At 40.1% G+C, this 19,654-nt stretch carries 27 protein-coding genes; 24 read left to right on the plus strand and 3 right to left on the minus strand.

What is annotated here, in order from left to right; translation table 11 throughout:
• Nucleotides 1-115: 115 nt before the first annotated feature.
• Both nagA and HT717_RS07660 read left to right on the plus strand, forming a co-directional pair.
• Complete coding sequence (gene nagA / locus HT717_RS07655; RefSeq protein WP_173304906.1) at nucleotides 116-1,267, plus strand: N-acetylglucosamine-6-phosphate deacetylase; 1,152 nt, start codon at nucleotides 116-118, stop codon at nucleotides 1,265-1,267.
• Nucleotides 1,268-1,428: 161 nt separating this feature from the next.
• Nucleotides 1,429-2,487, plus strand: a complete 1,059-nt coding sequence (locus HT717_RS07660; RefSeq protein WP_049540518.1) for a zinc-dependent alcohol dehydrogenase family protein — start codon at nucleotides 1,429-1,431, stop codon at nucleotides 2,485-2,487.
• Between the two features lie 36 nt (nucleotides 2,488-2,523).
• Here the strand turns inward: HT717_RS07660 and HT717_RS10060 are convergent, their stop codons facing one another.
• From HT717_RS10060 to HT717_RS07675, 3 genes are all read right to left on the minus strand, one after another.
• Nucleotides 2,524-2,841 (minus strand): hypothetical protein, encoded by a 318-nt coding sequence (locus HT717_RS10060; RefSeq protein ID WP_158475116.1) that lies wholly within the window; start codon nucleotides 2,839-2,841, stop codon nucleotides 2,524-2,526.
• A 20-nt stretch (nucleotides 2,842-2,861) separates the two neighbouring features.
• The gene (locus HT717_RS10065) at nucleotides 2,862-3,161 is read right to left on the minus strand and encodes a hypothetical protein (RefSeq protein ID WP_031240797.1); all 300 of its coding nucleotides are present in this window, start codon (nucleotides 3,159-3,161) and stop codon (nucleotides 2,862-2,864) included.
• 173 nt (nucleotides 3,162-3,334) lie between these two features.
• The gene (locus tag HT717_RS07675; protein WP_020901063.1) at nucleotides 3,335-3,895 is read right to left on the minus strand and encodes a TetR/AcrR family transcriptional regulator; all 561 of its coding nucleotides are present in this window, start codon (nucleotides 3,893-3,895) and stop codon (nucleotides 3,335-3,337) included.
• Nucleotides 3,896-4,148: 253 nt separating this feature from the next.
• Between HT717_RS07675 and HT717_RS07680 the strand changes: the two genes are divergently transcribed.
• The 22 genes from HT717_RS07680 (at nucleotide 4,149) to HT717_RS07785 (ending at nucleotide 19,587) form a co-directional block, all read left to right on the plus strand.
• Nucleotides 4,149-4,772 carry a cysteine hydrolase gene (locus HT717_RS07680; RefSeq protein WP_000483066.1) on the plus strand — a complete coding sequence of 208 codons (624 nt, stop codon included), beginning with the start codon at nucleotides 4,149-4,151 and terminating at the stop codon, nucleotides 4,770-4,772.
• A gap of 78 nt (nucleotides 4,773-4,850) precedes the next feature.
• A complete protein-coding gene (locus HT717_RS07685; protein WP_049540515.1) occupies nucleotides 4,851-5,216 on the plus strand; it encodes a DUF1033 family protein in 366 nt (121 codons plus the stop codon).
• A gap of 76 nt (nucleotides 5,217-5,292) precedes the next feature.
• Nucleotides 5,293-6,234, plus strand: a complete 942-nt coding sequence (gene comGA / locus HT717_RS07690) for a competence type IV pilus ATPase ComGA (RefSeq protein ID WP_049540513.1) — start codon at nucleotides 5,293-5,295, stop codon at nucleotides 6,232-6,234.
• Nucleotides 6,182-7,198, plus strand: coding sequence for a competence type IV pilus assembly protein ComGB (comGB, locus tag HT717_RS07695; protein WP_173304918.1), 1,017 nt, complete (start codon nucleotides 6,182-6,184; stop codon nucleotides 7,196-7,198). Before comGA ends, comGB begins: the two co-directional genes overlap by 53 nt.
• A gap of 1 nt (nucleotide 7,199) precedes the next feature.
• Nucleotides 7,200-7,523, plus strand: coding sequence for a competence type IV pilus major pilin ComGC (gene comGC / locus HT717_RS07700; RefSeq protein ID WP_049540509.1), 324 nt, complete (start codon nucleotides 7,200-7,202; stop codon nucleotides 7,521-7,523).
• Nucleotides 7,486-7,920 (plus strand): competence type IV pilus minor pilin ComGD, encoded by a 435-nt coding sequence (gene comGD / locus HT717_RS07705; RefSeq protein WP_049540507.1) that lies wholly within the window; start codon nucleotides 7,486-7,488, stop codon nucleotides 7,918-7,920. The genes comGC and comGD overlap by 38 nt, the downstream gene beginning before the upstream one ends.
• A complete protein-coding gene (comGE, locus tag HT717_RS07710; protein WP_188110954.1) occupies nucleotides 7,883-8,185 on the plus strand; it encodes a competence type IV pilus minor pilin ComGE in 303 nt (100 codons plus the stop codon). Before comGD ends, comGE begins: the two co-directional genes overlap by 38 nt.
• Nucleotides 8,148-8,609, plus strand: coding sequence for a competence type IV pilus minor pilin ComGF (gene comGF / locus HT717_RS07715; RefSeq protein ID WP_049540503.1), 462 nt, complete (start codon nucleotides 8,148-8,150; stop codon nucleotides 8,607-8,609). The genes comGE and comGF overlap by 38 nt, the downstream gene beginning before the upstream one ends.
• Entirely contained in the window at nucleotides 8,587-9,000 is a 414-nt protein-coding gene (gene comGG / locus HT717_RS07720; protein ID WP_049540502.1) for a competence type IV pilus minor pilin ComGG, read from the plus strand. Before comGF ends, comGG begins: the two co-directional genes overlap by 23 nt.
• Nucleotides 9,001-9,032: 32 nt before the next feature.
• Complete coding sequence (locus HT717_RS07725; RefSeq protein WP_049540500.1) at nucleotides 9,033-9,620, plus strand: class I SAM-dependent methyltransferase; 588 nt, start codon at nucleotides 9,033-9,035, stop codon at nucleotides 9,618-9,620.
• 60 nt (nucleotides 9,621-9,680) lie between these two features.
• Nucleotides 9,681-10,634, plus strand: coding sequence for a class I SAM-dependent methyltransferase (locus HT717_RS07730; RefSeq protein WP_049540499.1), 954 nt, complete (start codon nucleotides 9,681-9,683; stop codon nucleotides 10,632-10,634).
• A gap of 49 nt (nucleotides 10,635-10,683) precedes the next feature.
• Nucleotides 10,684-11,874, plus strand: coding sequence for an acetate kinase (locus HT717_RS07735; protein WP_049540497.1), 1,191 nt, complete (start codon nucleotides 10,684-10,686; stop codon nucleotides 11,872-11,874).
• A 149-nt stretch (nucleotides 11,875-12,023) separates the two neighbouring features.
• Nucleotides 12,024-12,395: a ribonuclease P protein component gene (rnpA, locus tag HT717_RS07740; protein ID WP_000739245.1), complete on the plus strand. Its 372-nt coding sequence runs from the start codon at nucleotides 12,024-12,026 to the stop codon at nucleotides 12,393-12,395.
• The gene (locus HT717_RS07745; RefSeq protein ID WP_204374277.1) at nucleotides 12,370-13,194 is read left to right on the plus strand and encodes a membrane protein insertase YidC; all 825 of its coding nucleotides are present in this window, start codon (nucleotides 12,370-12,372) and stop codon (nucleotides 13,192-13,194) included. Before rnpA ends, HT717_RS07745 begins: the two co-directional genes overlap by 26 nt.
• Nucleotides 13,195-13,211: 17 nt before the next feature.
• Entirely contained in the window at nucleotides 13,212-14,201 is a 990-nt protein-coding gene (gene jag, locus HT717_RS07750; RefSeq protein WP_049540492.1) for an RNA-binding cell elongation regulator Jag/EloR, read from the plus strand.
• Between the two features lie 50 nt (nucleotides 14,202-14,251).
• Nucleotides 14,252-14,887, plus strand: coding sequence for a hypothetical protein (locus HT717_RS07755; protein ID WP_049540490.1), 636 nt, complete (start codon nucleotides 14,252-14,254; stop codon nucleotides 14,885-14,887).
• 118 nt (nucleotides 14,888-15,005) lie between these two features.
• Nucleotides 15,006-16,463: a PTS ascorbate transporter subunit IIC gene (locus HT717_RS07760; RefSeq protein WP_173304908.1), complete on the plus strand. Its 1,458-nt coding sequence runs from the start codon at nucleotides 15,006-15,008 to the stop codon at nucleotides 16,461-16,463.
• 22 nt (nucleotides 16,464-16,485) lie between these two features.
• Entirely contained in the window at nucleotides 16,486-16,767 is a 282-nt protein-coding gene (locus tag HT717_RS07765; RefSeq protein WP_000241466.1) for a PTS sugar transporter subunit IIB, read from the plus strand.
• Nucleotides 16,768-16,843: 76 nt separating this feature from the next.
• Nucleotides 16,844-17,329 carry a PTS sugar transporter subunit IIA gene (locus tag HT717_RS07770; protein WP_049526509.1) on the plus strand — a complete coding sequence of 162 codons (486 nt, stop codon included), beginning with the start codon at nucleotides 16,844-16,846 and terminating at the stop codon, nucleotides 17,327-17,329.
• A 16-nt stretch (nucleotides 17,330-17,345) separates the two neighbouring features.
• Nucleotides 17,346-18,011 (plus strand): 3-keto-L-gulonate-6-phosphate decarboxylase UlaD, encoded by a 666-nt coding sequence (locus HT717_RS07775; protein WP_000166737.1) that lies wholly within the window; start codon nucleotides 17,346-17,348, stop codon nucleotides 18,009-18,011.
• Between the two features lie 3 nt (nucleotides 18,012-18,014).
• On the plus strand, nucleotides 18,015-18,878 hold the full coding sequence (locus tag HT717_RS07780) for an L-ribulose-5-phosphate 3-epimerase (RefSeq protein WP_049523964.1): 864 nt from the start codon (nucleotides 18,015-18,017) through the stop codon (nucleotides 18,876-18,878).
• Nucleotide 18,879: 1 nt separating this feature from the next.
• Nucleotides 18,880-19,587, plus strand: a complete 708-nt coding sequence (locus HT717_RS07785) for an L-ribulose-5-phosphate 4-epimerase (protein WP_049523963.1) — start codon at nucleotides 18,880-18,882, stop codon at nucleotides 19,585-19,587.
• The last annotated feature ends 67 nt before the right edge of the window (nucleotides 19,588-19,654 follow it).

Genomic DNA, 19,654 nt, shown 5'->3' on the forward strand with positions numbered 1-19,654 from the left:
TCTTTTAAAATATCTCCAGAAAATAGGTCTATACCATTTACAAATAAAAAAGAAAGGTTTATAATGTAATTGACATAATAAATTTTGGAATCAATCTTTTAAGGAGGTTAACATTATGCCTAATTATATTAAAGCGGATCAGTTTTTCTACCCACATGGAGTTCGCCGTGGTGGTTACTTGGAACTTGTGGACGGCAAGTTTGGGAAACATGTAGAGCAGATTCCTGAAGGAGCTGAGGTGCTTGACTATACAGGTTATAGCATTGCTCCAGGACTTGTGGATACCCACATTCATGGATTTGGAGGTGTGGATGTCATGGATAATAACATCGAAGGTACCCTTCATACCATGAGTGAAGGACTCCTCAGTATGGGAGTGACCAGCTTCTTACCAACAACCTTGACTTCCTCTTATGAACAATTACTTGCAGTAACAGAAAATATTGGTGCTCGTTACCAAGAAGCAAGTGGAGCGAAAATTCGTGGAATTTATTTTGAAGGTCCATATTTCACAGAAACTTTTAAGGGGGCACAAAATCCAACATATATGAGAGACCCAGGTGTTGAGGAGTTTCATTCTTGGCAGGATGCTGCAAAAGGGATGCTAAATAAAATCGCTATTGCACCAGAACGTGATGGGGTGGAAGATTTTGTACGTACTATTACAGGTGAAGGTGTGACAGTTGCACTTGGACACTCAGATGCGACATTTGAACAAGCTAAGAAGGCAGTTGATGCTGGAGCTAGTGTATGGGTACATGCCTATAATGGGATGCGTGGTTTAACACACCGCGAACTAGGTATGGTAGGAGCTATGTATGAGCTCCCACATACTTACGCAGAATTGATTTGTGATGGTTACCACGTAGATCCAAAAGCTTGTGAGATTTTACTTAAGCAAAAGGGGACAGAAAACATCGCTCTTATTACGGACTGTATGACAGCTGGTGGGCTTGAAGACGGTGACTATATGTTGGGAGAATTCCCTGTTGTAGTAGCAAATGGAACTGCACGTCTCAAATCTACTGGTAATTTGGCAGGTTCTATCCTCAAACTTAAAGATGGTATGAGAAATGTAGTCGAGTGGGGTATTGCAAATCCACACGAAGCGGTCATGATGGCTAGCCTTAACCCAGCAAAATCTGTTAATATTGACGATGTCTGTGGACAAATTCGTGAAGGTTATGATGCGGACTTTATCGTACTAGATAAAGATTTGGAATTGGTAGCAACCTACCTAGACGGTGTGAAACGTTATCAAGCATAAGAGAGAAGGCAGAAGTTAGAGACTAGCTTCTGCTTTTTTATGTATGGTACTTTACTGGTAAACAAAAAAGTTAAAAAAATCACAAAAAAGATTGAAGAAACAAATGAAAAGGCTTACAATTACATTATAAATAGTACAAATAAAAAACGGAGGAGTGCTTTATGAAAGCCTATACTTATGTAAAACCAGGACTTGCTTCTTTTGTCGATGTCGAAAAACCAGTTCTTCGCAAGCCAACAGACGCTATCGTTCGTATCGTTAAAACAACTATCTGTGGGACAGACCTCCATATCATTAAAGGGGATGTTCCTGCTTGCCAAAGTGGTACCATTCTTGGTCACGAAGGGATTGGGATTGTTGAAAAAGTTGGAGAAGGAGTTTCTAACTTCAAAAAAGGTGACAAGGTCTTGATTTCTTGTGTCTGTGCCTGTGGTAAATGTTACTACTGTAAAAAAGGGATTTATGCCCACTGTGAGGATGAGGGAGGATGGATTTTTGGTCACTTGATTGATGGTACGCAGGCTGAGTACCTACGTGTCCCTCATGCAGATAACACTCTTTACCACACTCCAGAAGATTTGTCAGATGAAACTTTGGTTATGCTATCAGACATTCTGCCTACTGGATATGAAATTGGTGTCTTGAAAGGGAAAGTAGAACCTGGTTGTAGCGTAGCCATTATTGGTTCAGGTCCAGTTGGATTGGCTGCTCTTTTAACAGCTCAATTCTATTCACCAGCTAAATTGATTATGGTGGACTTAGACGATAACCGCTTGGAAACTGCTTTATCATTTGGTGCGACTCATAAGGTTAATTCTTCAGACCCTGAAAAAGCCATTAAGGAAATTTATGATTTGACAGATGGTCGTGGTGTAGATGTTGCTATCGAAGCTGTTGGTATTCCTGCAACATTTGACTTCTGTCAAAAGATTATCGGTGTAGACGGAACAGTTGCCAACTGTGGTGTACATGGTAAACCAGTTGAATTCGATTTGGACAAACTTTGGATTCGCAACATCAATGTAACAACTGGTTTGGCATCTACAAATACAACTCCACAATTGTTGAAAGCACTTGAAAGTCATAAGATTGAACCAGAAAAATTGGTAACTCACTATTTCAAACTCAGTGAAATTGAAAAAGCCTACGAAGTCTTCAGCAAGGCAGCAGACCACCATGCCATTAAGGTCATTATCGAAAACGATATCTCAGAAGCCTAGATAGTAAAAAGATTTTATACTCTTCGAAAATCAAATTCAGTCATCCATCAGATGGCTGGATTTTTTATCAAATACTTTATCATCAAATTGTTCAGCTAGTATAGTTGCTGAGTGATAAAGTTCCTTTGCTTTATTTTTATCATTTTCAAAATAAAGATAGCACTTAGCTTCAAATACTGAAATTCCAGGTTTATAGACTTGCAACATTGTTACTGATAAAATTTCATTCATCTTTTTTACTAGAGATATCATATGCTTATAGTCATTATGAACAACATAAACACCCGCTATGGCACAAAGAACTGATAGTAGCTCTACATTATACATTTCATCACTAACTAATTGCTGTTTCAACAACTTAATCCGAAAATTATCTAATGCTCTCTTCTATAAATCAAGTCTTGACATTGCATAGCAAAATAATCAATTAATAGTAAATCATTGAATGTGTAAACTTGCTTAAAATAATCATCAAAAATATCTTCAGCGAAACTACCTGTCCCTGTTCTTATCAAGTCTAATATTCTTTCAATCAAGTCTAGACTCAGCAACTCTTCCTCAGGAAGAGCTAGTTCTTTATTTTCAAGAAAAGTATCTATCGGAACTTCTAATCGCTTAGATAAATATTGTAACTTAGTAATTGTTGGCAAGGATTGCCCAAGCTCAGTACGCATCAGCTGTTTGATTATTAAGTCAGATTCTGTCCACAGACCTCTTCTCTCGTCAATTTGTGACGTTCACGTTCCTGTCTTACTCTATGACCAATTTCAGTTTTAATATCTGTTGTCATTCTTACCTCTTAACCACAATCCATAAATTAACATACTTTTAATTCTTCGGCTAAAAATTAACAATAATTCTTTTTCAAATCCGTCATATTATTTTCCAAAACTTGGATGTCTTGGCTGACTTTGAGAATGACAATGCTTCCTTGAATACTGGAGATGACTTGACGGGCCTGCAAATGTGCCCGCTCTTCTGACCAGTCAGCATGCAGGTCTTGCAAGAGGCTGGCTAACTTCTCTGTCCACTGGGTCATAAAATCATTGAGAGGACAGCGGAAGTTCTCATCTTCTGTGGACAATTCCACAATCAGATTACCAATTGGGCAACCATAAAAGACCGTCTGACTTTCATGAAATTGATAAACCCAGTCAATCATATCCGAAAACTTGTCACTGTCAGACTTGTCTGCTTCAAAAATATCTTCAAAAAGCTCTTTTCGCCAATTTGCTAAAATATCTTGAATGACCGTCAAACCAATTTCCTTCTTAGATGTGAAATAATAATAAAGCTGCCCCTTGCCAACATCAGCTGCCTCCATGATGTCACTGATGGAGGTGGCCACATAACCCTTCTGATAAATCAATTCCTCAGCACTTTGTAAAATACGCTCTTTAACGCTCATCTGCTCACCTCTCTTTTTTCCTATTATAGCAGATTCAGAGTCTGAGACCAAACAATTGAAACCACCACCTTTTGCCACTGTTTTATCATTAAAATTTTTGTTCTGAGCAAATTGATTTACAAATTCAATTTTAGATGTTATTATAATTGTACCGAACGGTCAGTATATAACTAAAACTACCATTTGGAAAATCATCAAACTAACAGTCTAAATTCCTATTGGCTGTTAATCAAATCATATTAGGAGGAACCTCATGTTCAATCAGAAAAATGTCGCATTTGTTATCACAGACCCACAAGTTGAATTCCTAAAACATACTGGTAAAGGATTCGGAGCAACTAAAGACGTTCTTGAAAAAGTTAATACTATTGAAAATCTGACAAAGCTTTTCGCTCTTGCTAAAGAGCGTGGCTACAAGCGTTTTATCTCACCGCACTACTTCTATCCACACGATCACAAGTGGCAATTTAAAGCTGCTGGTGAAACGATGATGATTGAAAACGAAATGTTTTGGCGTGATAGTCAATATTCAGCAATTCCAGAAGGCTCTGGAGCAGATATGATTGAAGAGATTAAACCATTTTTGGATGAAGATACTATTGTTGTCAACGGACATAAAATCTTTGGCCCAGAAAGCAACGACCTTAACCTTCAACTCCGCAAAAATGGTATCGACACCGTCATCTTGGCTGGTATGAATGCTAATCTCTGCGTGGATTCACACATGCGTGAACTCATAGAATTAGGCTACAATGTCATTGTTGTTAACGATGCTGTCGGTGCTCCAGGTGAAGAAGCCTACCAAGCTGCACTGACAAACTACGGCTACATTGCCAACCAAGTTTTGACAACTGAGGAAGTTATCGCTCAACTTTAGATAAATAAGAAATGAGCATATTTCTTTCCTTGTTTGGCGGAATTGGTTATAATATACGGTACAAAGGAATGAATGAATATGTATCGTGTTATAGAAATGTACGGAGATTGTGAGCCTTGGTGGTTCTTAGAAGGTTGGGAAGAAGATATTGTAGCAAGTAGAAAATTTGACCAGTATTATGATGCTCTCAAATACTACAAAACTTGCTGGTTTAGATTGGAACAAGAGTCTCCTCTTTATAAAAGCAGAAGTGACTTGATGACCATTTTTTGGGACCCAGAAGACCGACGCTGGTGTGATGAATGTGATGAGTATTTACAACAATACCATTCGTTGGCTCTTTTGCAGGATGAGCAGGTTATCCCAGATGAAAAACTACGCCCAGGCTATGAAAAACAAACCGGTCAGGAAAGGCATCGTTCTTGCCGTATGAAATTAAAATAGAGAAAAAGTAACTTTTTTGGAGTTGCTTTTTTATTTTTTCCAACTCTTTGCGAATAGTATAGGTGAGGAGGTAAGTATGGTTCAAGAAATTGCACAAGAAATCATTCGTTCGGCCCGGAAAAAAGGGGCGCAAGACATTTATTTTGTTCCTAAGTTAGATGCCTATGAGCTTCATATGAGGGTGGGAGACGAGCGCTGTAAAATTGGTTGCTATGATTTTGAAAAATTTGCGGCCGTTATCAGTCATTTCAAGTTTGTGGCGGGTATGAATGTGGGAGAAAAGCGACGTAGTCAGCTAGGTTCCTGTGATTATGAATATGACCAGAAGATGGCGTCCCTACGTTTATCTACCGTAGGCGATTATCGAGGCCATGAGAGTTTAGTTATTCGCTTGTTGCACGATGAGGAACAGGACTTGCATTTTTGGTTTCAGGATATTGAAGAACTGGGCAAGCAGTACAGGCAACGGGGACTCTATCTTTTTGCTGGTCCAGTCGGCAGTGGTAAGACGACCTTGATGCACGAATTAGCCAAGTCTCTTTTTAAGGGACAACAAGTTATGTCCATTGAAGATCCGGTAGAAATCAAACAAGAGGATATGCTACAGTTGCAGTTGAATGAGGCGATTGGACTAACCTATGAAAATCTCATCAAGCTTTCCTTACGTCATCGTCCTGACCTCTTGATCATCGGAGAAATTCGAGATAGCGAGACGGCGCGTGCAGTGGTTAGAGCCAGTCTGACAGGGGCGACAGTCTTTTCAACCATTCATGCCAAGAGTATCCGAGGTGTTTATGAACGCCTACTGGAGTTGGGTGTGAGTGAGGAGGAATTAGCGGTCGTTCTGCAAGGAGTCTGCTACCAGAGATTAATCGGGGGAGGAGGAATCGTTGACTTTGCAAACAAAGACTATCAAGAACACCAGCCAACTAGCTGGAATGAACAGATTGACCAGCTTCTTAAAGATGGACATATCACAAGTCTTCAGGCTGAGACGGAAAAAATTAGCTACAGCTAAGCAAAAAAATATCATCACCTTGTTTAACAATCTCTTTTCCAGCGGTTTTCATCTGGTGGAGACTATCTCCTTTCTAGATAGGAGTGCCTTGTTGGACAAGCAGTGCGTGACCCAGATGCGCACAGGTTTGTCTCAGGGGAAATCATTCTCAGAAATGATGGAAAGTTTGGGCTTTTCAAGTGCCATTGTCACTCAGTTATCCCTAGCTGAAGTTCATGGGAATCTCCACCTGAGTTTGGGAAAGATAGAAGAATATCTAGACAATCTGGCCAAGGTCAAGAAAAAATTAATTGAAGTAGCGACCTATCCTTTGATTTTGCTGGGTTTTCTTCTCTTAATTATGCTGGGACTGCGAAACTATCTACTACCACAACTGGATAGTAGCAATATTGCTACCCAAATCATTGGCAATCTGCCACAAATTTTTCTAGGCATGGTAGGGTTTGTTTCAGTAGGTGTCCTTTTAGCACTAACTTTTTATAAAAGAAGTTCTAAGATGCGGGTCTTTTCTATCTTAGCACGCCTTCCCTTTTTTGGAATTTTTGTGCAAACCTATTTGACAGCTTATTACGCGCGTGAATGGGGCAATATGATTTCTCAAGGGATGGAGTTGACGCAGATTTTTCAAATCATGCAGGAACAAGGTTCCCAACTCTTTAGAGAAATCGGTCAAGATCTGTCTCAAGCCCTACAAAATGGTCAGGAATTTTCTCAAACCATAGCAACCTATCCTTTCTTTAGGAAGGAATTGAGTCTCATCATCGAGTATGGAGAAGTCAAGTCCAAGCTGGGTAGTGAGTTGGAAATCTACGCTGAAAAAACTTGGGAATCCTTTTTTACCCGAGTCAACCGCACCATGAATTTGGTGCAGCCACTGGTTTTTATCTTTGTGGCATTGATTATCGTTTTACTTTATGCGGCAATGTTAATGCCTATGTATCAAAATATGGAGGTAAATTTTTAAAATGAAAAAAATGATGACGTTCTTGAAAAAAGCTAAGGTTAAAGCTTTCACACTTGTGGAGATGTTGGTGGTTTTGCTCATCATCAGCGTGCTTTTCTTGCTCTTTGTACCTAATTTGACCAAGCAAAAAGAGGCGGTCAATGACAAAGGAAAAGCTGCTGTTGTTAAGGTGGTGGAAAGCCAGGCAGAGCTTTATAGCTTAGATAAAAATGAAGATGCTAGCCTAAGTAAGTTACAAGCAGATGGGCGAATCACAAAAGAACAGGCTAAGGCCTATAAAGAATACCATGCTAAACAAGGTACCAGTCAAAGTGTTTCAGATTAAGGCCTTTACCATGCTGGAAAGTCTCTTGGTTTTGGGTCTTGTGAGTATGATTGCCTTGGGCTTGTCTGGCTCTGTTCAGTCTACTTTTGCGGCGGTAGAGGAGCAGATTTTCTTTATGGAGTTTGAAGAACTCTATCGGGAAACCCAAAAACGCAGTGTAGCCAGTCAGCAAAAGACTAGTCTAAACTTAGATGGGCAGACGATCAGTAACGGCAGTCAAAAGTTGACAGTTCCTAAAGGCATTCAAGCACCATCAGGCCAAAGTATTACATTTGACCGAGCTGGGGGCAATTCGTCCCTAGCTAAGGTTGAATTTCAGACCAGTAAAGGAGCAATTCGTTATCAATTATATCTAGGAAATGGAAAAATTAAACGCATTAAGGAAACAAAAAATTAGGGCAGTGATTTTACTGGAAGCAGTAGTCGCTCTAGCTATCTTTGCCAGTATTGCTACCCTTCTTTTGGGACAAATTCAGAAAAATAGGCAAGAAGAAGCAAAAATCTTGCAAAAGGAAGAAGTCTTTAGGGTAGCTAAGATGGCCCTGCAGACAGGTCAAAATCAGGTAAACATAAACGGAGTGGAGATTCAGGTGTTTTCTAGTGAAAAGGGATTGGAGGTTTATCATGGTTCAGAACAGTTGTTGGCTATCAAAGAGCCATAAGGTCAAGGCTTTCACTTTGTTGGAATCCCTGATTGCTCTCATTGTCATCAGTGGAAGCTTACTCCTCTTTCAAGCCATGAGTCAGCTACTCATTTCAGAAGTTCGCTACCAGCAACAAAGCGAGCAAAAAGAGTGGCTCTTGTTTGTAGATCAGCTAGAGGCAGAATTAGACCGTTCGCAGTTCGAAAAAGTGGAGGGAAATCGCCTCTATATGAAGCAGGATGGTAAGGAAATTGCGATAGGTAAGTCAAAATCAGATGATTTTCGGAAAACCGATTCCAGTGGACGGGGTTATCAACCTATGGTTTATGGACTCAAATCAGCTCAAATTACAGAGGACAATCAAGTGGTTCGTTTTCGTTTCCAGTTTCAAAAAGGCTTAGAAAGGGAGTTCATCTATCGTGTGGAAAAAGAAAAAAGTTAAGGCGGGAGTTCTCCTCTATGCAGTCACCATGGCAGCCATCTTTAGTCTTTTGTTGCAATTTTACTTGAACCGACAAGTCGCCCACTATCAAGACTATGCTTTGAATAAAGAAAAGTTAATCGCTTTTGCCATGGCCAAGCGAACCAAGGATAAAGCTGAACAAGAAAGTGGAGAACAGGCCTTTAATCTGGGTCAGGTGAGTTATCAAAATAAGAAAACAAACTTGGTGACAAGGGTTCACACGCCTAAGAGCCAATATGAGTTCCTATTTCCTTCAGTCAAAATCAAAGAAGAGAAAACAGATGAAAAGAAAGAGGCAGCGACTGATTCAAGTGATCAAGCAGAGAGGAAAAAATCGGAAAAGAAGCCTGAAAAGAAAGAGAATTCCTAGCTAATCAAGCTACTTTGTGCTAAACTAAAAGCATGAAACATGATTTTAACCACAAAGCAGAAACTTTCGATTCCCCTAAAAATATCTTTCTTGCAAACTTGGTTTGTCAAGCGGTCGAGAAACAGCTTAATCTTCTATCAGACAAAGAAATTCTGGATTTTGGTGGTGGGACGGGTCTATTAGCTTTGCCCCTAGCCAAGCAGGCTAAGTCAGTCACTCTTGTAGACATTTCTGAGAAAATGCTGGAGCAGGCTCGTTTGAAAGCAGAGCAGCAAGACATCAAGAATATCCAGTTTTTGGAGCAAGATTTACTGAAAAATCCCTTGAAGCAAGAGTTTGATTGCATTGTTGTTAGTCGGGTTCTTCATCATATGCCTGATTTGGATGCAGCTCTCTCACTGTTTCATCAGCATTTGAAGGAAGATGGGCGACTCCTTATTGCCGATTTTACCAAGACAGAAGCTAACCATCATGGATTTGATTTAGGTGAACTGGAAAACAAGCTAATTGATCATGGTTTTTCATCGGTGCATAGTCAGATTCTCTATAGCGCTGAAGACCTGTTTCAAGGAAATTACTCAGAACTCTTTTTAACAGTAGCCCAAAAATCACTCGCCTAGTCAGGGAGTGATTTTTCTATAAGGATGGAAAAAAGAAGGGAAATTTGATAAGATAGGAATATGGATTTTGAAAAAATTGAACAAGCTTATACGTATTTACTAGAGAATGTCCAAATTATCCAAAGTGATTTGGCGACCAACTTTTATGACGCCTTGGTGGAGCAAAACAGCATCTATCTGGATGGTGAGACTGAGCTAAATCAGGTCAAAGAGAACAATCAGGCCCTTAAGCGCTTAGCGCTTCGCAAAGAAGAGTGGCTCAAGACCTACCAGTTTCTCTTGATGAAGGCAGGGCAAACGGAGCCTTTACAGGCCAATCACCAGTTTACGCCGGACGCCATTGCTTTACTTTTGGTGTTTATCGTGGAAGAGCTGTTTAAAGAGGAGGAAATTTCTATCCTCGAAATGGGTTCTGGGATGGGAATTTTGGGCGCTACTTTCTTGACCTCGCTTGATAAAAAAGTGGATTACTTGGGAATGGAAGTCGATGATTTGCTGATTGATTTGGCAGCTAGCATGGCAGATGTGATTGGTTTGCAGGCTGGCTTTGTCCAAGGAGATGCCGTTCGTCCACAAATGCTCAAAGAAAGCGATGTGGTCATCAGCGACTTGCCTGTTGGCTATTATCCTGATGATGCCGTTGCAGCGCGTCATCAAGTTGCTTCTAGTCAAGAACATACCTACGCCCATCACTTGCTCATGGAACAAGGACTTAAGTACCTCAAGTCAGATGGATACGCTATTTTTCTAGCTCCGAGTGATTTGTTGACCAGTCCTCAAAGTGATTTGTTAAAAGTGTGGTTGAAAGAGGAGGCAAGTCTGGTTGCCATGATCAGTCTACCTGAAAATCTTTTTGCTAGTGCTAAACAATCTAAGACGATTTTTATCTTACAGAAGAAAAGTGATATAGCAGTAGAGCCTTTTATTTATCCGCTTGCAAGCCTGCAAGATGCAAGTATTTTAATGAAATTTAAAGAAAATTTTCAAAAATGGACTCAAGGTACTGAAATATAAAATAGATTTTGTTATAATAGATGAAAACGCTTAAAAGAGGAGTCTTGTTATGACAAAAACAATTGCAATCAATGCAGGAAGTTCAAGTTTGAAATGGCAATTATACTTAATGCCAGAGGAAAAAGTGTTAGCCAAAGGCTTGATTGAACGTATCGGTTTGAAAGATTCAATTTCAACTGTAAAATTTGATGGCCGTTCTGAACAACAAATTTTGGATATCGAAAATCATACACAAGCCGTTAAAATTTTATTGGATGACTTGATTCGTTTCGATATTATCAAGGCTTACGATGAGATTACAGGTGTTGGACACCGTGTTGTGGCAGGTGGAGAATATTTCAAAGAATCAACAGTTGTTGAAGGGGATGTTTTGGAAAAAGTTGAAGAGTTGAGCTTGTTAGCTCCTCTTCACAATCCAGCCAATGCAGCAGGTGTTCGTGCTTTCAAGGAATTATTGCCAGACATTACCAGTGTAGTTGTTTTTGATACTTCATTCCACACAAGTATGCCAGAGAAAGCTTATCGCTACCCTCTACCAACAAAATACTACACAGAAAACAAGGTTCGTAAATATGGTGCCCACGGTACAAGCCACCAGTTTGTAGCAGGAGAAGCTGCAAAACTTTTGGGACGTCCATTAGAAGACTTGAAATTGATTACTTGCCACATCGGTAATGGTGCTTCTATTACAGCTGTTAAGGGTGGTCAGTCTGTCGATACTTCAATGGGCTTCACTCCACTTGGTGGTGTGATGATGGGTACTCGTACAGGAGATATTGACCCAGCTATCATTCCTTACCTAATGCAATATACAGAGGACTTTAACACGCCTGAAGACATTAGTCACGTCCTTAATCGTGAATCAGGCCTTATGGGTGTTTCAGGTAAATCTAGTGATATGCGCGATGTGATTGCTGCTATGGAAGAAGGGGACCACGATGCCACTTTAGCCTATGAAATGTATGTTGATCGTATCCAAAAACATATCGGTCAATACCTTGCGGTCCTAAATGGAGCAGATGCTATTATCTTTACTGCAGGTATCGGTGAAAATGCTGCAAACGTCCGTGAGGATGTTATCTCAGGTATCTCTTGGTTTGGCTGTGACGTTGATCCAGAAAAGAACGTCTTTGGCGTGACAGGAGACATCTCAACAGAAGTAGCGAAAATTCGTGTTTTGGTTATTCCAACAGATGAAGAATTGGTCATTGCCCGTGATGTTGAACGCTTGAAAAAATAACTAAAATCAGAAAAAATATTCTGTACGAGGAGTTGGGAAAGAGATTTTTCCAACTTCTTTTTCTGATGAAATTGTCCAAAACCTTGCTATGATTGGCTTTTTTGAAAAATATGGTATAATAGTAGTAATTTAATAGATGGAGTTGAGTTTTGAAGAAAAACTTTCGTGTAAAAAGAGAGAAAGATTTTAAGGCGATTTTCAAGGAAGGAACAAGTTTTGCTAATCGCAAATTTGTTGTCTACCAATTAGAAAATCAGAAAAACCATTTTCGAGTAGGTCTATCAGTTAGCAAAAAACTGGGGAATGCCGTCACTAGAAATCAAATTAAGCGACGGATTCGGCATATTATCCAGAATGCAAAAGGGAGTCTGGTAGAAGATGTCGATTTTGTTGTCATTGCTCGAAAAGGGGTTGAAACCTTGGGATACGCAGAGATGGAGAAAAATCTACTCCACGTATTAAAATTATCAAAGATTTACCAGGAAGGAAATGGGAGTGAAAAAGAAACTACAGTTGACTAGTTTGCTAGGACTGTCTCTATTGATTATGACAGCCTGTGCGACAAATGGGACAACTAGCGATATTACGGCAAATTCGACTGATTTTTGGAGTAAATTGGTTTACTTCTTTGCAGAAGTCATTCGCTTTTTATCGTTTGATATTAGTATCGGAGTAGGGATTATTCTCTTTACAATTTTGATTCGTACAGTGCTCTTGCCAGTCTTTCAAGTGCAAATGGTGGCTTCTAGAAAAATGCAGGAAGCTCAACCACGCATTAAGGCACTGCGAGAACAATATCCGGGTCGAGATATGGAAAGCAGAACCAAACTAGAGCAGGAAATGCGTAAAGTCTTTAAAGAAATGGGTGTCAGACAGTCAGATTCTCTTTGGCCGATTTTGATTCAGATGCCGCTTATCTTGGCCCTGTTCCAAGCCCTGTCAAGGGTTGACTTTTTGAAGACAGGTCATTTCTTATGGATTAACCTTGGTGGTGTGGATACAACACTTGTTCTTCCGATTTTAGCAGCAGTATTCACCTTTTTAAGTACTTGGTTGTCCAATAAAGCCTTGTCTGAGCGAAATGGAGCTACGACTGCGATGATGTATGGGATTCCAGTCTTAATCTTTATCTTTGGGGTTTATGCTCCGAGCGGAGTCGCTCTCTACTGGGCAGTGTCCAATGCTTATCAAGTTTTGCAAACCTATTTCTTGAACAATCCATTCAAGATTATCGCAGAGCGCGAGGCTGTAGCTCAGGCACAGAAAGATTTGGAAAATAGAAAAAGAAAAGCCAAGAAAAAGGCTCAGAAAACGAAATAATAAGGAGGAATCTGGTAATGGTAGTATTTACAGGTTCAACTGTTGAAGAAGCAATCCAGAAAGGATTGAAAGAATTAGATATTCCAAGAATGAAGGCTCACATCAAAGTTATTTCTCGTGAAAAAAATGGATTTCTTGGTTTATTTGGTAAAAAACCAGCTCAGGTTGACATTGAAGCTATTAGTGAAACAACTGTCATCAAAGCAAATCAACAAGCTGTAAAGGGTGTTCCTAAAGAAATTAACGAACAAAATGAACCAGTCAAAACAGTCAGTCAAGCGACCGTTGATTTGGGGCATGTTGTAGAAGCGATTAAAAAGATTGAAGAAGAAGGCCAAGGGGTTTCTGATGAAGTCAAGGCTGAAATCTTGAAAAATGAAAAACATGCCAGCACCATCTTAGAAGAAACTGGGCATATTGAAATTTTAAATGAATTACAGCTTGAAGAAGCTGGTCTTGAAGAAGTAGTTGAAACTCCTATTCTTGAAAGCCAAGCTCAACAAACTGAAAGTCAAGAATTAGAAGATTTGGGTTTAAAGGTGGAACCGACCTTTGATATTGAACAAGTAGCCACGGAAGTAACGACTTATGTTCAAACGATTATTGATGATATGGACGTTGAGGCAACGATTTCCAATGACTACAACCGTCGTAGCATCAATCTGCAAATTGATACCAATGAGCCAGGTCGTATTATCGGTTACCATGGTAAAGTCTTGAAGGCCTTGCAACTATTGGCTCAAAATTATCTTTACAACCGTTATTCAAGAACCTTCTACATCACAATCAATGTTAATGATTATGTCGAACACCGTGCAGAAGTCTTGCAGACCTATGCGCAAAAATTGGCGGCTCGTGTTTTAGAAGAAGGGCGCAGTCATCAAACAGATCCAATGTCGAATAGCGAACGCAAGATTATTCATCGTATTATTTCACGTATGGATGGCGTGACTAGTTACTCTGAAGGTGACGAGCCAAATCGCTATGTTGTCGTAGATACAGAATAAGTAAAATCAGGGTTATCCTGATTTTTTGCTAGTTAGAAGAGGTTAAACGGATGTTAAATGAGATAAGAAACTATCTAGCCTTTGCAGGTTTGCAGTACCGCAATCCAGATAAAGCAGGGGCAGAACGGGATAAGATGCTGGAATTGCGCCACAAAGGTCAAGAGGCACGAAAGGTTTTTACAGAATTGGCTAAAGCCTTTCAAGCAAGCCATCCAGAATGGCAACTCCAACAGACTAGCCAGTGGATGAACCAAGCGCAGCGCTTGCGACCACACTTCTGGGCTTATCTACAGCGTGAGGGGAAAGTGACAGAGCCTATGCTGGCCTTACGTTTGTACGGGAATCCTTCTGATTTTGGTATTTCCTTAGAAGTAAGTTTCATCGAGCGCAAGAAAGATGAGCAAACTCTAGGCAAGCAAGCCAAGGTTTTAGAAATTCCAACCGTTAAAGGAATTTATTATCTAGCATACTCTGACGGTCAAAGTCAAAGATGGGATGCGAACGAAGAAAATCGTCGTACTTTACGTGAGAAGTTGAGAAGTCAGGAAGTTCGAAAAGTGTTAGTGAAGTCAGATGTTCCTGTGACAGAAAACTCATCTGAAGAAGAAATCGTAGAAGGCCTATTGAAGTCTTATTCTACAATTCTTCCCTATTATTTAGCTACAAGAAAATCAGATAATCCGTAAAATATCATAAATCATACAGTCCAAGAGTGAACAGTCTGCTGTGTAATTCTTGGTCTTTTTGTTTCCGCTTTCAAAGTATATAATAAACTTACAAAAACAATTCAAAAGGAGAACGATTATGGAAGTCATTTCAAGTGTTCTAAATTGGTTTTCTAGCAATATTTTGCAGAATCCCGCATTTTTCGTAGGTTTATTGGTGCTAATAGGATATGCACTTTTGAAAAAACCTGCTCATGACGTTTTCTCAGGTTTCGTTAAAGCAACAGTAGGGTATATGTTGCTCAACGTGGGTGCTGGTGGTTTGGTTACAACCTTCCGTCCAATCTTGGCAGCTCTTAACTACAAATTCCAAATTGGTGCAGCGGTTATCGACCCTTACTTTGGACTTGCTGCAGCAAACAACAAAATTGCGGCAGAGTTTCCAGATTTTGTTGGAACTGCAACTACAGCTCTATTGATTGGTTTTGGAATAAATATCTTGCTTGTGGCTCTTCGCAAGATTACGAAGGTAAGAACTCTCTTTATTACTGGTCATATCATGGTACAACAAGCTGCAACTGTATCTCTTATGGTTCTATTCTTAGTACCACAATTGCGCAATGCTTACGGTACAGCAGCAATCGGTATCATCTGTGGCCTTTACTGGGCAGTTAGTTCAAATATGACTGTTGAAGCAACTCAACGCTTGACTGGTGGTGGCGGATTTGCGATTGGTCACCAACAACAATTTGCAATCTGGTTTGTAGATAAAGTAGCAGGACGCTTTGGTAAGAAAGAAGAAAGTCTAGACAATCTTAAATTGCCTAAGTTCCTCTCAATTTTCCACGATACAGTTGTTGCATCTGCTACCTTGATGCTCGTATTCTTCGGAGCCATTCTTTTAATCTTGGGTCCAGACATTATGTCTAATAAAGAAGTCATCACTTCAGGAACTCTATTCAATCCTGCAAAACAAGATTTCTTTATGTACATTATCCAAACAGCCTTCACCTTCTCTGTTTACTTGTTCGTTTTGATGCAAGGTGTCCGCATGTTCGTATCTGAGTTGACAAATGCCTTCCAAGGTATTTCAAACAAATTGTTGCCTGGTTCATTCCCAGCGGTTGACGTTGCAGCTTCTTATGGATTTGGTTCTCCAAACGCGGTCTTGTCAGGATTTGCCTTTGGTTTGATTGGTCAATTGATCACAATTGTCTTGCTCATCGTCTTTAAAAACCCTGTTCTTATTATTACAGGATTTGTACCAGTGTTCTTTGATAATGCAGCAATTGCAGTCTATGCTGATAAGCGTGGTGGATGGAAAGCAGCCGTTATCCTATCCTTCATTTCAGGTGTCCTACAAGTTGCTCTAGGAGCTCTCTGTGTAGCCCTTCTCGACTTAGCATCTTACGGTGGTTACCATGGAAATATCGACTTTGAATTCCCATGGCTTGGATTTGGCTATATCTTCAAATACCTTGGTATTGTTGGTTATGTACTTGTATGTCTCTTCTTGCTCGTTATTCCTCAACTTCAATTTGCCAAAGCAAAAGATAAAGAGAAATATTACAACGGTGAAGTTCAAGAAGAAGCTTAGTGTCTAGAAAAGGAGAAATAAAATGGTTAAAGTATTAGCAGCGTGCGGAAATGGAATGGGTTCATCTATGGTTATCAAGATGAAGGTTGAAAATGCCCTCCGTAAGCTTAATCAAACAGACTTTACAGTCAATTCATGCAGTGTCGGTGAAGCAAAAGGTTTAGCAGCAGGCTATGACATCGTAATCGCTTCTCTTCATTTGATTCAAGAATTGGAAGGTCGGACTAATGGGAAGTTAATCGGGCTTGACAACTTGATGGATGATAAAGAAATCACTGAAAAACTCAGTCAAGCACTACAGTAAAAGGTTGGAGGGGGCTGGACAGAAACTGAGAGTTATCGTTTCTGTCCTTCTCCCTCTTTAAATAAAGGAGGCAGATATGAATTTAAAACAAGCTTTAATTGAAAATGACTCAATCCGACTAGGTCTAGAAGCTAAAGACTGGAAGGAAGCAGTCAAGGTAGCAGTAGATCCCTTGATTGAAAGTGGGGCAATTTTGCCAGAGTATTACGATGCTATTATCGAATCGACTGAAGAGTATGGCCCATACTATATCTTAATGCCAGGTATGGCTATGCCCCATGCTAGACCTGAAGCTGGAGTGCAAAGAGATGCCTTTTCATTGATCACCTTACAAAATCCTGTTGTATTTTCAGATGGGAAAGAGGTATCTGTTTTGTTGGCACTAGCAGCAACAAGCTCAAAAATTCACACAAGTGTAGCCATTCCACAAATCATTGCCCTGTTTGAATTAGAAGATTCTATTGCACGTTTACAGGCTTGCCAGACTAAAGAAGATGTCTTGGCTATGATTGAAGAATCTAAGGATAGCCCTTATCTCGAAGGATTGGATTTGGAAAGTTAGAAAGAGGAATAAAGAAATGACAAAAAGAATACCTAATTTACAAGTTGCATTAGATCATTCAGACTTGCAAGGAGCGATTAAAGCAGCTGTTTCTGTTGGTCAGGAAGTAGATATTATCGAAGCTGGAACTGTTTGCTTGCTTCAAGTTGGAAGTGAACTGGTTGAAGTCTTGCGTAGCCTTTTCCCAGATAAGATTATTGTGGCAGACACAAAATGTGCTGATGCTGGTGGAACAGTTGCTAAAAATAATGCAGTTCGTGGAGCAGACTGGATGACTTGTATCTGTTGTGCAACCATCCCTACTATGGAAGCAGCTCTAAAGGCTATCAAGACTGAACGAGGAGAACGAGGCGAAATCCAGATCGAGCTTTATGGCGATTGGACTTTTGAACAAGCTCAGCTTTGGCTAGATGCAGGTATCTCACAAGCTATCTATCACCAATCTCGTGATGCCCTTCTTGCTGGTGAAACTTGGGGTGAAAAAGACCTTAATAAGGTTAAAAAACTCATTGACATGGGCTTCCGAGTTTCTGTAACAGGTGGTCTAGATGTAGATACTCTCAAACTCTTTGAAGGCGTTGATGTCTTTACCTTTATCGCAGGTCGTGGAATTACAGAAGCTGCGGATCCAGCAGGAGCAGCGCGTGCCTTCAAGGATGAAATCAGACGAATTTGGGGGTAAACCATGGCACGTCCAATTGGAATTTATGAAAAGGCAACCCCGACACACTTTACTTGGCTAGAACGTTTAAATTTTGCCAAGGAGTTAGGCTTTGATTTTGTCGAGATGTCTATTGATGAACGTGACGAGCGTTTAGCAAGACTGGACTGGAGCAAGGAAGAGCGCTTGGAAGTTGTCAAAGCGATTTATGAAACTGGTGTTCGTATTCCTTCTATCTGTTTTTCAGGACATCGTCGTTACCCATTGGGATCAAATGATCCAGTTCTAGAGGAAAAATCTCTGGAACTCATGAAAAAATGTATCGAATTAGCTCAGGATTTGGGAGTTCGTACGATTCAATTAGCTGGTTACGACGTTTACTATGAGGAAAAGTCACCCCAGACACGCCAACGTTTTATCAAAAATTTGAGAAAAGCCTGTGACTGGGCTGAAGAAGCTCAGGTGGTACTTGCTATTGAAATTATGGATGATCCTTTTATCAATAGTATCGAAAAATACTTGGCTGTAGAAAAGGATGTTGACTCTCCCTACCTTTTTGTATATCCAGATATTGGGAATGTGTCTGCATGGCATAATGATGTCTATAGTGAGTTCTATCTAGGTCACCATGCTATCGCAGCTCTCCATCTCAAGGATACTTATGCAGTGACAGAAAGTTCAAAGGGGCAGTTCCGAGATGTACCTTTTGGGCAAGGTTGTGTCAAATGGGAAGAAGCTTTCGATATTTTAAAGCAAACCAATTATAATGGTCCTTTCCTAATCGAAATGTGGTCTGAAAATTGTGAAACTGTAGAAGAAACACGCGCAGCCATTCAAGAGGCCCAAGCTTTTCTCTATCCACTAATTAAGAAAGCAGGTTTGATGTAAGATGAATCAAGTAATCAATGCTATGCGTAAACGAGTCTGTGATGCCAATCAATCATTACCGAAACATGGACTTGTCAAATTTACCTGGGGTAATGTATCTGAAGTTAATCGCGAACTAGGTGTCATTGTTATCAAACCATCAGGCGTAGACTATGACGAATTGACACCTGAAAACATGGTGGTGACTGATCTAGATGGTAAGGTCCTAGAAGGGGATTTAAGACCATCTTCTGATCTTCCAACTCATGTGCAGTTATATAAGGCTTGGTCAGAAATTGGTAGTGTGGTCCACACCCATTCGACAGAAGCAGTTGGTTGGGCTCAAGCTGGACGCGATATTCCTTTCTACGGAACAACCCATGCAGATTATTTCTACGGTTCAATCCCTTGCGCCCGTAGTTTGACCAAGGACGAAGTAGAAGTGGCCTATGAAAAAGATACTGGCTTGGTTATCGTAGAAGAATTTGAGCGTCGTGGTCTCAATCCTGTTGAAGTACCAGGTATTGTTGTACGCAATCACGGTCCATTCACCTGGGGCAAAAATCCAGAGAATGCTGTTTATCACTCTGTCGTATTAGAGGAAGTATCAAAGATGAATCGCTTTACAGAACAAATCAATCCAAGAGTTGAACCTGCTCCCCAGTACATTCTAGAAAAACACTACCAACGTAAGCATGGACCAAATGCTTATTACGGTCAAAAGAAATAAGAAATTGAATTGAAAAGAGGCTAGGACCTTTCGATCCAAGCCTCGCTTTTGTAATTGTAAGTATTCG

This window comes from Streptococcus sp. 959, from assembly GCF_013277075.1.
Taxonomy (GTDB): Bacteria; Bacillota; Bacilli; order Lactobacillales; family Streptococcaceae; genus Streptococcus; species Streptococcus pseudopneumoniae_C.